The sequence below is a fragment of the Enterococcus sp. AZ077 genome (assembly GCF_051714965.1).
GTDB classification, from domain to species: Bacteria; Bacillota; Bacilli; order Lactobacillales; family Enterococcaceae; genus Enterococcus_B; species Enterococcus_B hirae.
The window spans coordinates 1,758,880-1,773,627 of sequence record NZ_JBIOSX010000001.1 but is presented as its reverse complement, the minus strand read 5'-3'; the positions used below and the strand labels follow the sequence as shown (position 1 = coordinate 1,773,627).

The following is a 14,748-nucleotide window of genomic DNA, read 5'->3' as shown; positions in this document are numbered from 1 at the left end:
TATGAAAGAGTCAGTATTTCAAGGAAGAAGTTTATTAGCAGAAAAAGATTTTACAAAAGAAGAATTACAATATCTAATCGATTTTTCTGAGCACTTAAAAGATTTGAAAAAACGTGGCATTCCACATCACTACTTAGAAGGTAAAAACATTGCACTTTTATTTGAAAAAACGTCTACTCGTACACGTGCAGCTTTTACAACTGCAGCAATCGATTTAGGTGCGCATCCTGAATATCTAGGTGCCAATGATATCCAATTAGGTAAAAAAGAATCAACAGAAGATACAGCTAAAGTATTAGGTCGAATGTTTGACGGAATTGAGTTCCGCGGCTTTAGCCAAAAAATGGTGGAAGAACTAGCAGAATTTTCTGGTGTTCCAGTATGGAATGGTTTAACAGATGAATGGCATCCAACACAAATGATCGCAGATTTCTTAACAATCCAAGAAAACTTTGGAACAGTTGAAGGAATCACAGTGGCATATTGTGGTGACGGACGTAACAACATGGCGAACTCTTTACTTGTGACTGGGGCTATTTTAGGTGCAAACATGCGTATCGTAGCACCAAAAGAATTACAACCAGAAGAAGAAATCGTCAAAATGGCAGAAGAATTTGCTGCTAAATCTGGTGCACAATTAATGATCACTGATGACGTGGATAAAGGTGTTGACGGTGCTGACGTACTTTATTCAGATGTTTGGGTATCAATGGGTGAAGAAGATAAATTTGAAGAACGAATCAAATTGTTGAAACCTTACCAAATCAACATGGAAATGATCGAAAAAACGCACAATACTGACCGTTTGATTTTCTTACATTGCTTACCAGCATTCCATGATACTAACACAATCTATGGTGAACAAATGAAAGAACGCTTCGGCATTACTGAGATGGAAGTTACTGATGAAGTCTTCCGCAGTAAATATGCACGTCAATTCGACCAAGCAGAAAACCGCATGCATTCAATCAAAGCGATCATGGCAGCAACACTTGGTAACTTGTTTATTCCTCGTGTGTAACGGTTAATCACATTCATCTCAAGAACAAAACGAGTCAGCTTTAATGGACCTCATCATGGGCTGGCTTGTTTTGTCATTGAGAAAATTCAGAACTCTCTGGAGAAAGGAAGACAAATATGGCAAATCGTAAAGTAGTTGTCGCATTAGGTGGTAATGCGATTTTATCAACAGATGCAAGTGCAAAAGCACAACAAGAGGCATTGATGGAAACAGCAAAATACTTAGTAAAATTCATTGAACAAGGGGATGAGTTGATCATTTCTCACGGGAATGGACCACAAGTAGGGAATTTGCTGATCCAACAACAAGCAGCTGACTCAGAAAAGACACCAGCGATGCCTTTAGATACTTGTGTTGCAATGACAGAAGGATCAATTGGGTATTGGTTACAAAATGCAATGGGTGAAGTATTGAAAGAAAAAGGCATCGATAAAGATGTGGTTTCACTTGTTACGCAAGTCATCGTTGATGAAAACGATCCATCATTTAAAAACCCAAGCAAACCAGTAGGACCATTCTATACCGAAGAAGAAGCCAATGAACAAATGAAAGCTGATTCAACAGTAACCTTTAAAGAAGATGCTGGTCGTGGCTGGCGTAAAGTAGTGGCTTCTCCTAAACCAATTTCAATTAAAGAAGCACGAGTGATTGAAACGCTAGTAGAACAAGGCGTGATTACAGTCTCTGTTGGTGGTGGCGGAATTCCTGTTGTGGAAACGGCAACTGGTTTAGAAGGTAGAGAAGCGGTTATCGATAAAGATTTTGCTTCTGAAAAATTAGCGGAAATTATCGATGCAGATCTATTGATCGTTTTAACTGGAGTAGATAATGTTTATGTAAATTATCAAAAACCAGATCAAAAGAAACTAGAAACTGTTTCAGTTTCAGAAATGAAGCAATACATTGATGAAAATCAATTTGCACCAGGAAGTATGCTGCCAAAAGTCGAAGCGGCAATTACCTTTGTTGAGGCAAAACCAAAAGCTAAAGCGATTATTACTTCTTTAGAAAATATCGAGAACCTTCTCGCATCTGAAGAAGGAACGATCATCGTAGCGGATAACTAAGAATTCTTTTTCTTAGGAAATGAACTATGTTAAAAAGTGTCCAGTTGGTATTTCTTCTCCTTTAGACCTTCTGGACATTTTTTATAAGAAATCCCTAGCCAGCAGTTTTTTTTTCTGCTATAATTCAATTAATATAATAATTTCATAGTTTGTTGAACAAGAGAGTAATTGTATTTACTTGATCAAAGCGAGTTTGGGTGTGGTGAAAGCCAAACGAGAGGATACAATGAAGCGCACTTGGAGAACTCTGTCTAAGACAGACGGCTATCAACCGATATCAGATGAAGCTGGTCCTAGCAAATAGGACAACTGGAGTGGTACCGCGGGATATCTCGTCTCTAGTGATCATAGTTATCTATGATCACTAGAGATTTTTTTGTTTTCAGCAAACAAAAGTATTTATAGGAGGAATGTAAATGAATAACAAAGATATTGTATCAAAAGCGATCTATGACGTTGTCAAAGACGATCTTACAATGGAACAAGTAGAAAAACTATTAGAAAATCCAAAATCTGCAGACCATGGGGATGTAGCCTTTCCTGCCTTTTCATTAGCGAAAATCTATCGAAAAGCCCCTCAACAAATTGCAGCTGACCTAGCAGAAAAAATCGATTCAACAAACTTTGAAAAAATCGAAGTGGTTGGTCCTTACTTAAACTTCTTTATGAATAAAGCGATGATCAGTAAAGAAGTTTTGGCTTCTGTCGTGAAAGAAAAAGAACATTATGGCGACAGCTCCATCGGAAATAACGGAAACGTACCAATCGATATGTCTTCTCCTAATATTGCAAAGCCGATTTCAATGGGGCATTTGCGTTCTACAGTTATCGGGAACTCCATCGGATTTATCATGGAAAAATTAGGCTACAACCCGATTCGTATCAATCATTTAGGAGATTGGGGCACACAGTTTGGGAAACTGATTGTGGCTTATAAAAAATGGGGTTCAGAAGAAGCAGTACGTTCTGAACCAATCAATGAATTGTTGCGTCTGTATGTTCAATTCCATGAAGTGGCTGAAACAGAACCAGAATTGAATGATGAAGCACGTTCATGGTTTAAACGTTTGGAAGAAGGCGACAAAGAAGCCATTGAATTATGGCAATGGTTCCGCGACGAATCTATGAAAGAGTTCAATAAAATCTACGATCTATTAGAAGTTCGTTTTGATTCTTTAAATGGTGAAGCTTTCTATAACGATAAAATGGATGAAATCGTAGAACTTTTAGAAGAAAAACATTTATTGCAAGCAGATAAAGGTGCTGAAATCGTTGACTTATCAGCTTATGATTTGAACCCAGCGTTGATCAAGAAATCAGATGGTGCAACACTTTATATCACTCGTGATTTAGCAGCAGCTCTTTACCGCAAACGCACCTATGATTTTAAACAATCATTGTATGTTGTCGGAAACGAACAAAGTTATCACTTCAAACAATTGAAAGCTGTTCTTAAAGAATTAGGCTTTGATTGGTCAGATGATATGCATCACATCCCATTCGGATTGATTACTCAAGGTGGTAAAAAACTATCAACACGTAAAGGGAAAATTGTTTTACTTGAAGAAGTGCTAAATGAAGCCATTGACTCTGCTAAAGAACAGATCAGTGAGAAAAATCCTGATTTAGAAAATAAAGATGTGGTAGCTAAACAAGTCGGTGTTGGCGCAGTTATCTTCCATGATTTAAAAAACGATCGCCTAAATACATTTGACTTTAATTTAGAAGAAGTTGTACGTTTCGAAGGTGAAACAGGACCTTATGTACAATATACACATGCTCGTGCTGTCAGCTTGTTAGCAAAAGCCGACTTTACGCCATCGACAGATCAAGAATACGCCTTGAATGATGAAAACAGCTGGGAAGTTGTAAAATTGATTCAAAAATACCCAGAAACTGTTTTACAAGCAGGTGAAAAATACGAACCGTCTATTATTGCGAAACATGCAATCAAGTTAGCTCAAGCATTTAATAAATATTATGCACATACTAAAATTTTAGTTGAAGATGACCAAAAAGAAGCGCGTTTAGCATTAGTTTATGCTGTAACAGTCTTGTTAAAAGAAGATTTACGTTTGCTTGGCTTACACGCACCAGATAAAATGTAAGAAAAGTAACGTACACAAATAAACCGTCCCTTACGAAAGGCTTACTTATAATAGTAGCTTTCGTGAGGGGCGGTTTATTTTATATAGAAGTGATTGGGACAGATATCATCCATTCATTGATTCATGTTGCGTTGATTAAATTTAGTTGGCTTAAAAAAGTGTTGTTTCTTTGGGAGCATGTAAGAAGGCTTCCACCAATTTTGCTTCTTCTTCATCTTTGGAAATGATAATGGTTGTATCGAACCCGGCAATCGTACTGACGATATGAGGTGGTTTGATATCGTCTAAAACGGCAGCGAAAAGATGTGCGTTGTCTGGTAAGGTATGGACGACCGTCAGAAAATGGACCCGTTCCACTTTTAACACGATGTCTTCGATCATTTGGACTAACCGTTTTTCATCATCTGTTTTTGCTTCGAGTCCTTTTTTTCCTTGAAAAAGAACAAAATGGGAAACGCCATTTTCATCTGGTACTTTTACGATTTTTAAGTCACGAATATCTCTGGAAATCGTAGCTTGTGTCGCTGTCACACCATAATCCTCCAGTTTGGCCAAGAGTTCTTCTTGTGTACGGATCGTAAATTCACCGATCACTTGTTTAATAAGTAAATGTCGCTCAGATTTACGCATATTCTTTCTCCTTTACGAAAGATTTCACATGTATCATATCAAAAAAAAATCGAGTTGCCCAATATTATTCTGATTTATGAGATAACTCTAGGAATTATGATCATTTGTTAATGAGAGAGTAAAGCATGAAAGATGAGAATAAATGCAGAGGTAACTAGAGATTTCTCTTGATATTTACTAGCAAGTCAGGTAAAATATTGAATGTTGAGCAAGAATGTCTCTTTAGCTATTGCTATACAGGTAGGTTACTTGTATAATTTTTAAAGATGCTTTTTGCATCAACAAATCCACATTCCTGTTGGATCGTTGATAGGTGCTTGAAAAAGTTTGTCAGCGAGGTGAAAGACAGGGAGAGGAAAAATAAAAACCAAATCGGAGGAAACAAAAATGGCAGTAATTTCAATGAAACAATTACTAGAAGCCGGCGTACATTTTGGTCACCAAACTCGTCGCTGGAACCCAAAAATGAAGAAATATATCTTCACAGAAAGAAACGGAATCTACATCATCGACTTACAAAAAACTGTTAAGTTAGTAGATGCAGCTTATGACTACATGAAGAGCGTTGCAGAAGAAGGCGGCGTGGCTTTATTCGTAGGTACGAAAAAACAAGCACAAGAAGCAATCAAAGATGAAGCAACACGTGCTGGACAATACTTTGTAAACCATCGTTGGTTAGGTGGAACATTGACTAACTGGGATACAATCCAAAAACGTATCAGCCGTTTGAAACAAATCAATGCAATGGAAGAAGATGGAACTTTTGAAGTTCTACCTAAAAAAGAAGTTGCTGGTTTGAACAAACAACGTGAACGTCTTGAAAAATTCTTGGGTGGTATCGCTGATATGCCAAGAATTCCAGATGTAATGTACATCGTTGACCCACGTAAAGAGCGCATTGCTGTTCAAGAAGCGCATAAATTAAATATCCCAATCGTAGCTATGGTTGATACAAACTGCGACCCAGACGAAATCGACGTAGTTATCCCTTCAAATGACGATGCAATCCGTGCCGTTAAATTGATTACTTCAAAAATGGCTGATGCATTTATCGAAGGTAACCAAGGGGAAGACCAAGTAGTTGAAGAAGACTTTGTAGTAGAAAACAATGCTACTTCAATCGAAGAAATCGTTGACGTTGTAGAAGGCGACAACACTTCAGCAGAATAATTTTTAAATGATGGAGCTGTTTCAAAGGCTAGGCGACAAGCCTCACTCTCCTTTGAAACAGCTTTTTTTAAAAAGAAACTATAGGAGGATACAATAATGGCAGACGTAACAGCTAAAATGGTAAAAGAACTACGCGAAATGACAGGCGTAGGTATGATGGATGCGAAAAAAGCATTAGTTGAAGTAGAAGGCGATATGGAAAAAGCAGTAGATCTTTTACGTGAAAAAGGAATGGCTAAAGCAGCTAAGAAAAATGATCGTATTGCAGCTGAAGGATTAGCTTCAGTAGCAATCAAAGGAAATACTGCAGCAATCGTTGAAGTTAACTCAGAAACAGACTTTGTTTCTAAAAACGAAATGTTCCAAGATCTAGTGAAAGAAATCGCTGAACTTGTTGCAGAAAACAAACCTGCAGACATGGAAGCTGCAATGAAGATCAAAACAGAAAAAGGTACGATCGAATCTGACTTGATCGAAGCAACACAAGTAATCGGAGAAAAAATCAGCTTCCGTCGTTTTGAAGTAGTTGAAAAAGAAGATAACGCTGCTTTCGGTGGTTACTTACACATGGGCGGACGTATCGCTGTATTGACTGTTTTAGATGGAACAACTGATGAATCTGTAGCAAGAGACGTTGCTATGCACGTAGCTGCAATCAATCCTCGCTATGTAAACGAAACTCAAATTCCTGAAGCTGAATTAGAACATGAAAAAACTGTTCTTACAGAACAAGCTTTAAACGAAGGTAAGCCTGCTAATATCGTTGAAAAAATGGTAGAAGGACGCTTGAAGAAATTTAAAGCAGAAATCGCTTTGGTTGACCAACCATTCGTTAAAGATCCTGATATGACTGTTGAAAAATATGTTGCTTCTAAAGGTGCTGCAGTGAAAACTTTTGTACGCTTTGAAGTTGGCGAAGGAATCGAAAAACGCGAAGACAACTTTGTTGAAGAAGTTATGAACCAAGTGAAAAAATAATTCTGAAAATTGAGTATATGTTATCTAATGTTGATTCATTTTGCGAGTCACTTTTTAAATGTTGGATCAACATTAGATAGTATGCTTATTTGGAATTAAAAAGGAGCAGCGACGTATGTCACAGCTCTTTTTTTTAGGCATAGGTACAAATAGTTAGACTTTTAGTGGCTAAATTACCTGAATATGGTAAAATAGCAATAGAAAATATTGGAGGAATGAACATGGTCACACCGAAATATCAGCGTGTTGTCTTAAAATTAAGTGGAGAAGCTTTAGCTGGGAATGAAGGCTTTGGAATTAAACCGCCTGTTATTAAAGAAATCATCCAAGAAATCAAAGAAGTACACGAATTAGGCGTTGAAATGGCTATCGTGGTAGGCGGCGGCAATATTTGGCGCGGACAAATCGGTGCTCAGATGGGAATGGAACGTGCTCAAGCTGATTACATGGGGATGCTGGCAACTGTAATGAATGCTTTAGCGTTGCAAGATACTTTGGAAAATGTTGGTGTGCCAACACGTGTCCAAACATCAATCGAAATGCGACAAATTGCTGAACCATATATTCGCAGAAAAGCAGAACGTCATTTAGAAAAAGGCCGAATCGTGATTTTTGCAGGTGGAACTGGGAATCCATACTTTTCAACAGACACCACTGCAGCATTACGCGCAGCTGAGATTGGCGCTGATGTTATTTTAATGGCTAAAAACAATGTTGATGGTGTTTATTCAGCTGATCCAAAATTAGATTCAAATGCTGTGAAATTTGAAGAATTGACTCATTTAGAAGTGATTGCAAAAGGGTTGCAGGTAATGGACTCTACCGCTAGCTCACTAAGCATGGACAATGACATCCCATTGCTTGTCTTTAATTTAAATGAACATGGAAATATCCGTCGTGCAATCTTAGGCGAAAATATCGGAACAACTGTAAGGGGGAAATAAAAAATGGCAGATGCAATTATGACAGAAGCAAAAGAAAAGATGCAAAAAGCAGCACAAAATTTACAACGTGAGCTTGGACAAATTCGTGCAGGACGTGCCAATGCAAGTTTACTTGATCGAATCACAGTTAATTATTATGGTGCACCAACACCTTTGAACCAAATGGCTTCAATTCAAATCCCGGAAGCACGTGTTTTAATGATCACTCCATTTGATAAGAGCATTTTACAAGATGTTGAAAAAGCAATTATGGCAAGTGATATTGGAATCAGTCCAACCAATGATGGGAATGTCATTCGTTTAATTATTCCTCAATTAACTGAAGAACGTCGTAAAGAATTAGCAAAAGATGTAAAAAAAGAAGCAGAAAATGCGAAAATCGCTGTTCGTAACATTCGTCGTGATGCAATTGATGAATACAAAAAACAACAAAAAAATGGCGATATCACAGAAGATGATCTACGTGGATTAGAAAAAGAAGTACAAAAACTAACCGATGAAAGCATCAAAGAAGTAGATAAAATCGCTAGTGACAAAGAACAAGAATTACTGGAAGTTTAATCATAAAGCTTGGTAGAATCAGTCTTTTATCAATGCCGTTTATGTATTTTTACACCTACTAAAAAGCCTTGGACGCTTTCTTGTCCTAGGCTTTTTTTTTAGCAAAAGTTAAAAAATAAGAAAAAAGTCGTAGAAATAACTAAAAAAAGTAATCCAGCATAGGAAATCACGTGATAAATTGATATAATACTAAAGATAGTGGTAACTTTTAAGTATAGGAGGAAAAAGAATGTTACGTTTTTTTCCGCAAAAAAACAAGTATATTCAAGAAAAAAGTGATTTTCATTTTGCGGCTGAAGGACCCATTCCTCAGCATATCGCAATCATTATGGATGGAAATGGTCGTTGGGCCCAAAATCGACGTTTACCTCGAGTTGCTGGACATAAAGAAGGGATGGAGACAGTTAAAAAAGTAACCAAACAAGCTTCTCGTTTAGGTGTGAAAGTTTTAACCCTCTATGCTTTTTCAACAGAAAATTGGAAACGACCAAAAGATGAAGTCCGTTTTTTGATGCAACTTCCAGTGGATTTTTTTGATACATTTGTTCCAGAATTGATCAAAGAAAACGTTCAGGTTCGTGTCATGGGCTATGAAGAAGTATTACCTGAACATACACAAGATGCTGTTCGTCGAGCAATTGAGCAAACAAAAGATAATACTGGAATGATCCTTAACTTTGCTTTGAATTATGGAAGCAGAGCAGAGATTGTGACAGCAGTCAAAAAAATTGCTGAAGAAGTCAAAAATGAAGAAACTGCGATTGAAGCTATTGACGAAGAACTGATTGCAGATCATCTCATGACTGGTTTTTTGCCAACCGAATGGCGGGATCCTGAATTGGTTATTCGAACAAGTGGGGAAGAAAGAATTAGTAACTTCTTGCTTTGGCAACTTGCATACAGCGAATTGTATTTCACAAAAGCTTTGTGGCCTGATTTTGATGGGGCGCATCTAGAAGAAGCAATCGCAGCATTTCAAAACAGAGACCGTCGTTTCGGTGGCGTGAAGAAAACAGAGAAAGAAGGAGATCAGTCATGAAGCAACGAGTGATCACAGCTGCTATTGCCCTGGTCCTATTTATACCAATTATATGGATCGGTGGAATCACAATCGAATTTGTAGCAGCTTTGTTAGCAGTCGTCGGTGTCTATGAGTTATTCCGTATGAAGGGCTTGACGTTGTTAAGTTTTGAAGGAATATTATCAGCGATTGGAGCAGTCATTTTAGTTCTACCAAAAGAACGTTGGTTTTTCTTTTTACCGGAGAAGACAAGCACGTTTATGCTCTTTTACTTGATCGTCATGATCTTGTTAGGGACATCAGTTATTTCAAAGAATACCTATACGATTGATGAAGCGGGGTTCCCGGTAATTACTAGTTTATATGTAGGTATTGGATTTCAAAATTTCGTCAATGCAAGAACAGAAGGTTTGGCAGTTTTGCTCTTTGGATTATTTGTCGTTTGGGCAACTGATATCGGTGCTTATATGGTTGGAAGACAATACGGAAAACATAAGTTAAGTCCAGATGTTTCACCAAATAAAACAATCGAAGGAGCATTAGGTGGTATTGCTAGTGCATTAGTCGTTGCTTTGTTGTACTTCTTGTTCTATCCAGCCAAAGAATTATTTGGACATGGGCTGTTCTTCATGCTCCTTGTAACGATGCTCTTATCGATCGTGGGACAATTTGGTGATCTCGTTGAATCTTCGATCAAACGTCACTACGATGTCAAAGATTCTGGGAATATCTTACCAGGGCATGGCGGGATACTAGATCGTTTTGATAGTTTGCTTTTTGTCTTTCCAATCATGCATTTATTTGGATTGATTTAGTGATCATCAAAGACTTGAATGAGCACTTGCCTAATCGTCTACTCATTTATAAATAACAATAGTTTAATAGTATGCCAATGAGTTGTTAACTAAATATGGGTATGGGAATGAAGCATTATCTTTTTTCAAATCAATATGCGAGCTTTATGTTCACATCTTACTCAAAAAAGAATACGTGGTGTCTTAGAAGTTGTTCGTTCAGAAAATAAGCCGAATAATCCAGAAGAAAAATAGTTTTGGATTATTCGGCTTATTTCTAAAAATTGATTATTTCCAGCGCCACCTCTTTTCTTTAAAAAAACTAGAGCTATTGGTGAATAGCTATTAATATGGTAAAATTAAGATGTTTTATTTAACCTAAAAAAAAGTAAAGGAGAATGTAAAATGAAAACAATTATTACATTTATTATTGTTTTTGGCATTTTGGTCATTGTTCATGAATTTGGACACTTCTTCTTTGCGAAACGATCAGGAATTCTCGTTCGAGAGTTTGCAATTGGTATGGGACCCAAAATTTATGGGCATCAAGCTAAGGACGGAACTACCTATACACTACGTTTATTGCCAATCGGAGGTTATGTGAGGATGGCAGGAAACGGGGACGATGAAACAGAGATGGCTCCGGGAATGCCGTTATCTCTTTTATTAAATTCTGATGGTATCGTAGAGAAAATCAATTTAAGTAAAAAAGTACAGCTTACAAATAGTATCCCGATGGAATTGATTCGTTATGATCTTGAAGAAGAATTAACGATTACTGGCTATGTCAATGGCGAGGAAGAACAAGAAGTGACTTACTCTGTCGCGCATGATGCTTCGATCATTGAAGCCGATGGCACAGAACTTCGAATCGCTCCAAAAGACGTGCAGTTCCAATCAGCCAAATTATGGCAACGGATGTTGACGAATTTCGCAGGACCAATGAATAATTTCTTGTTAGCTATTTTGTTATTTATTCTGCTTGCTTTTATGCATGGCGGAGTTCAAGTCACTAACACGAATCAAATTGGCGAAGTCTTACCTAATGGTGCAGCACAAACTGCTGGTTTAAAAGAAAATGATAAAATCTTGGAGATCAATGGTAATGCCATTCATTCTTGGGGAGATCTAACGGCTACAATCACCGAGAATCCTGGGAAAAAACTCAATGTTGAAGTCGAGCGCAATGGTCAGAAACAAACCCTTTCAGTAACACCAGGCGTGGTAGAATCGAATGGAAAAAAATATGGGCAATTAGGAATCAAAGCACCAATGAAAACGGGATTTTTTGACAAAATCATTGGAGGAACACAACAAGCTTTCAGTAGTTCATTAGAAATTTTTAAAGCACTAGGCTCATTATTTACAAACTTTAGTTTAAATAAATTGGGCGGTCCTGTAATGATGTTCCAATTATCTTCAGAAGCTGCAGATCAAGGAATATTAACGGTCATTAGCTTGATGGCCATTCTTTCGATGAATTTGGGAATCGTTAACTTATTACCAATTCCAGCGCTTGACGGAGGAAAGCTTGTCTTGAACGTCGTGGAAGGGATTCGTGGAAAACCAATCAGCCAAGAAAAAGAAGGCTTTATCACATTAGCAGGCTTCGGTTTATTAATGCTTTTAATGGTATTAGTCACATGGAATGATATCCAACGATTCTTTTTCTAGAAAAAGTTTATAAATAGGGTATAATTACAAACGATAAATGATTATATGAGAAATGAAGGAGTATATAGAATGAGACAATCAAAAATGTTGATTCCAACATTACGAGAAGTTCCAAATGATGCAGAAGTACTAAGTCATCAAATTTTATTAAGAGCAGGGTATATTCGCCAAGTTTCAGCTGGTATTTATTCTTATTTGCCTCTTGCTAATCGTGTATTGGAAAAATTAAAAACGATCATGCGTGAAGAATTTGAAAAGATTGGCGCTGTCGAAATGTTGATGCCAGCTCTCTTACCTGCGGAATTGTGGGAAGAATCTGGTCGTTATGAAACTTACGGCCCAAATTTATATCGTCTCAATGATCGTAATGATCGCAAAATGATCTTAGGTCCAACTCATGAAGAAACATTTACTGAATTGATTCGCAATGAAGTCAATTCCTATAAAAAATTGCCGTTGAACCTTTACCAAATCCAGACAAAATATCGTGATGAAAAACGTCCACGGTTTGGGTTATTACGTGGCAGAGAATTTATTATGAAAGATGCTTACTCTTTCCATTCATCAGAAGAAAGTTTAGATGAAGCGTATAAAGATTATGAAAAAGCATATACTGAGATTTTCAAACGTTGTGGGTTAGATTTCCGAGCAATCATTGGTGATGGTGGTGCAATGGGTGGTAAAGATTCAAAAGAATTCATGGCGATCTCAGAAATCGGTGAAGATACGATCTGTTACTCAACAGAAAGCGATTATGCCGCTAACTTAGAAATGGCGACAAGTTATTATGTCCCTAAAAAATCACATGAAACACAACTTGAATTAGAAAAAATTGCGACACCAGATGTAAAAACGATTGAAGAAGTAGCGAACTTCTTTGAAACTGAGCCACAAAAAATCATCAAATCTGTTTTATTTATGGCAGACGAAAACCCAGTATTGGTATTAGTACGTGGGGACCACGATGTCAATGATGTGAAACTGAAAAACTTTTTAGCGGTTGATTTCTTAGAAGAAGCAACAGAAGAAGATGCTCAAAAATACCTAGGAGCAGATTTCGGCTCTGTTGGTCCAATCGGTGTAGCAGAAGAAGTAAAAGTCTACGCTGATCGTCATGTCCAAGACTTAGCGAACGCTATTACTGGAGCGAATGAAACTGGGTTCCATTATGTGAATGTCAACCCAGAACGAGATTTTGAAGTGATCTCATATGAAGACCTTCGCTTTGTTCAAGAAGGAGATCCATCACCTGATAATAATGGTGTATTGGCATTTACACGTGGAATCGAAATCGGACATATCTTTAAATTAGGCACACGCTATAGTGAATCAATGGGCGCAACCGTATTAGATGAAAATGGACGTGAAAAATTTGTCATTATGGGTTGTTACGGAATTGGCGTAAGTCGTCTGCTTTCAGCAATCGTTGAACAAAATTCAGATGAAAATGGCATTAACTGGCCTAAAGGAATCGCGCCTTTTGATTTACATGTTGTTCAAATGAATCTAAAAGACGAAAACCAAACGAACTTAACCGAAGAAGTCGAACAAACGATGTTAGCTGCTGGTTATCAAGTACTCGTTGACGATCGTAATGAGCGTGCAGGTGTGAAATTTGCAGATTCCGATTTAATTGGCTGTCCAATTAGAATTACAGTAGGTAAAAAAGCGGTGGATGGTATCGTTGAAGTCAAAATTAAGAAAACTGGGGAAATGGTTGAAGTTCGCAAAGAAGAGCTAGCAAATACGTTACCCATTCTTTTAAATCAATAAAATACAGTCAAGAAAGAAAATTCTTGCTTGAAATGAAAGACAAGCCTAACGAATAGTTGGGCTTGTCTTTTTTCTAATGAGACTGAGGCAAGTTTTGGCTCGGTATCCTTCGTTTTTTGTTTCTCACATTTGTTCGAATGAAAAATCATACTGGCTCTTTAGTAAGAAGAAATTGATTTGTGTTACAAAATCGTTCTTAATAAATCGTTGGCACCAATCCTCCATCAAGTCGCAAGGCAGCGCCAGAAAAAGAAGTTGCATAGGGGCTAGAAACAAAGGCAACAAAACGCCCGATTTCTTCTGGTCGGATCAAGCGTTGGATCTGTGAGAGTGGACGATGATTTTTCATAAAATCTTGTTCCCATTCAGATTCAGGTAATTGGCTGTCTGCGTACATTGTTGTTAACATTTCTTGAACGCCCTCTGTCAAGGTGGAGCCAGGCATGATCGTGTTGACGGTCACTTGAGAGCCAACAGTCAATTTGGATAAACTTTTTGCTAAAGAAAGATTCATCGTTTTGGTCATACTGTATTGAGCCATTTCACCTGAAGGCATCACTGCTTCTTCACTGGCAATAAAAAGGATACGACCAAAATCTTGCTTCAACATTTTAGGTAAATAATTTTTGGCTAATGCATTTCCAGCAAGAACATTGACTTGGAAAAAATGTTCCCAAATATCATCTGTGATAGCTAGATAATCCATCGGTTCAAAAATCCCCATATTATTGATCAAAATATCTATTGTAGGAAATTGCGTAAACAGTTCTTGCCGTGCTTCTGGATCTGCTAAATCAAATGGCGCACGCTGAGGATTAGTTTGGGGGAATTTTTCTTTTAATTCAGTGACCACTTGATCAACAAGCGGTGCGTGACGACCATTGATGATGACATCTGCACCTTCTTTTGCCAATTCGATCGCAATGGCCTTTCCGATGCCTTTTGTTGAGCCAGTGACTAACGCAACCTTATGAGATAAACCTAGTTCCATCTTACATCTTCCTCCT

At 37.6% G+C, this 14,748-nt stretch carries 13 protein-coding genes and 1 other annotated feature; of the genes, 11 read left to right on the top strand and 2 right to left on the bottom strand.

What is annotated here, in order from left to right; all coding sequences use genetic code 11:
* The first annotated feature begins 1 nt into the window (after position 1).
* From argF to argS, 3 genes are all read left to right on the top strand, one after another.
* Entirely contained in the window at positions 2-1,021 is a 1,020-nt protein-coding gene (gene argF / locus IGL28_RS08010; protein ID WP_010718866.1) for an ornithine carbamoyltransferase, read from the top strand.
* Between the two features lie 116 nt (positions 1,022-1,137).
* On the top strand, positions 1,138-2,088 hold the full coding sequence (gene arcC, locus IGL28_RS08005) for a carbamate kinase (RefSeq protein WP_438843943.1): 951 nt from the start codon (positions 1,138-1,140) through the stop codon (positions 2,086-2,088).
* A 143-nt stretch (positions 2,089-2,231) separates the two neighbouring features.
* Positions 2,232-2,431 (top strand) — a binding site (T-box leader).
* Positions 2,432-2,504: 73 nt separating this feature from the next.
* Positions 2,505-4,196: an arginine--tRNA ligase gene (gene argS / locus IGL28_RS08000; RefSeq protein WP_034698338.1), complete on the top strand. Its 1,692-nt coding sequence runs from the start codon at positions 2,505-2,507 to the stop codon at positions 4,194-4,196.
* Positions 4,197-4,346: 150 nt separating this feature from the next.
* Here the strand turns inward: argS and IGL28_RS07995 are convergent, their stop codons facing one another.
* Positions 4,347-4,826 (bottom strand): arginine repressor, encoded by a 480-nt coding sequence (locus tag IGL28_RS07995; protein WP_010718869.1) that lies wholly within the window; start codon positions 4,824-4,826, stop codon positions 4,347-4,349.
* Between the two features lie 387 nt (positions 4,827-5,213).
* Here IGL28_RS07995 and rpsB point away from each other — a divergent pair, with 387 nt between their 5' ends.
* From rpsB to IGL28_RS07955, 8 genes are all read left to right on the top strand, one after another.
* Positions 5,214-5,996 (top strand): 30S ribosomal protein S2, encoded by a 783-nt coding sequence (gene rpsB, locus IGL28_RS07990; protein WP_010718870.1) that lies wholly within the window; start codon positions 5,214-5,216, stop codon positions 5,994-5,996.
* A 96-nt stretch (positions 5,997-6,092) separates the two neighbouring features.
* Complete coding sequence (tsf, locus tag IGL28_RS07985) at positions 6,093-6,974, top strand: translation elongation factor Ts (RefSeq protein WP_081127417.1); 882 nt, start codon at positions 6,093-6,095, stop codon at positions 6,972-6,974.
* 221 nt (positions 6,975-7,195) lie between these two features.
* A complete protein-coding gene (pyrH, locus tag IGL28_RS07980; protein ID WP_010718872.1) occupies positions 7,196-7,918 on the top strand; it encodes a UMP kinase in 723 nt (240 codons plus the stop codon).
* A 3-nt stretch (positions 7,919-7,921) separates the two neighbouring features.
* Positions 7,922-8,479, top strand: a complete 558-nt coding sequence (gene frr, locus IGL28_RS07975) for a ribosome recycling factor (RefSeq protein WP_010718873.1) — start codon at positions 7,922-7,924, stop codon at positions 8,477-8,479.
* Positions 8,480-8,708: 229 nt separating this feature from the next.
* Positions 8,709-9,518 carry an isoprenyl transferase gene (locus IGL28_RS07970; RefSeq protein WP_010718874.1) on the top strand — a complete coding sequence of 270 codons (810 nt, stop codon included), beginning with the start codon at positions 8,709-8,711 and terminating at the stop codon, positions 9,516-9,518.
* Positions 9,515-10,315: a phosphatidate cytidylyltransferase gene (locus IGL28_RS07965; RefSeq protein WP_010718875.1), complete on the top strand. Its 801-nt coding sequence runs from the start codon at positions 9,515-9,517 to the stop codon at positions 10,313-10,315. Before IGL28_RS07970 ends, IGL28_RS07965 begins: the two co-directional genes overlap by 4 nt.
* Before the next feature lie 384 nt (positions 10,316-10,699).
* On the top strand, positions 10,700-11,968 hold the full coding sequence (gene rseP / locus IGL28_RS07960) for an RIP metalloprotease RseP (protein WP_010718876.1): 1,269 nt from the start codon (positions 10,700-10,702) through the stop codon (positions 11,966-11,968).
* 69 nt (positions 11,969-12,037) lie between these two features.
* Positions 12,038-13,741 carry a proline--tRNA ligase gene (locus IGL28_RS07955; protein ID WP_010718877.1) on the top strand — a complete coding sequence of 568 codons (1,704 nt, stop codon included), beginning with the start codon at positions 12,038-12,040 and terminating at the stop codon, positions 13,739-13,741.
* A 196-nt stretch (positions 13,742-13,937) separates the two neighbouring features.
* On the opposite strand, the gene IGL28_RS07950 is transcribed toward IGL28_RS07955, so the two are convergent.
* Positions 13,938-14,732, bottom strand: coding sequence for an SDR family NAD(P)-dependent oxidoreductase (locus IGL28_RS07950; protein WP_081127418.1), 795 nt, complete (start codon positions 14,730-14,732; stop codon positions 13,938-13,940).
* Positions 14,733-14,748: the final 16 nt, after the last annotated feature.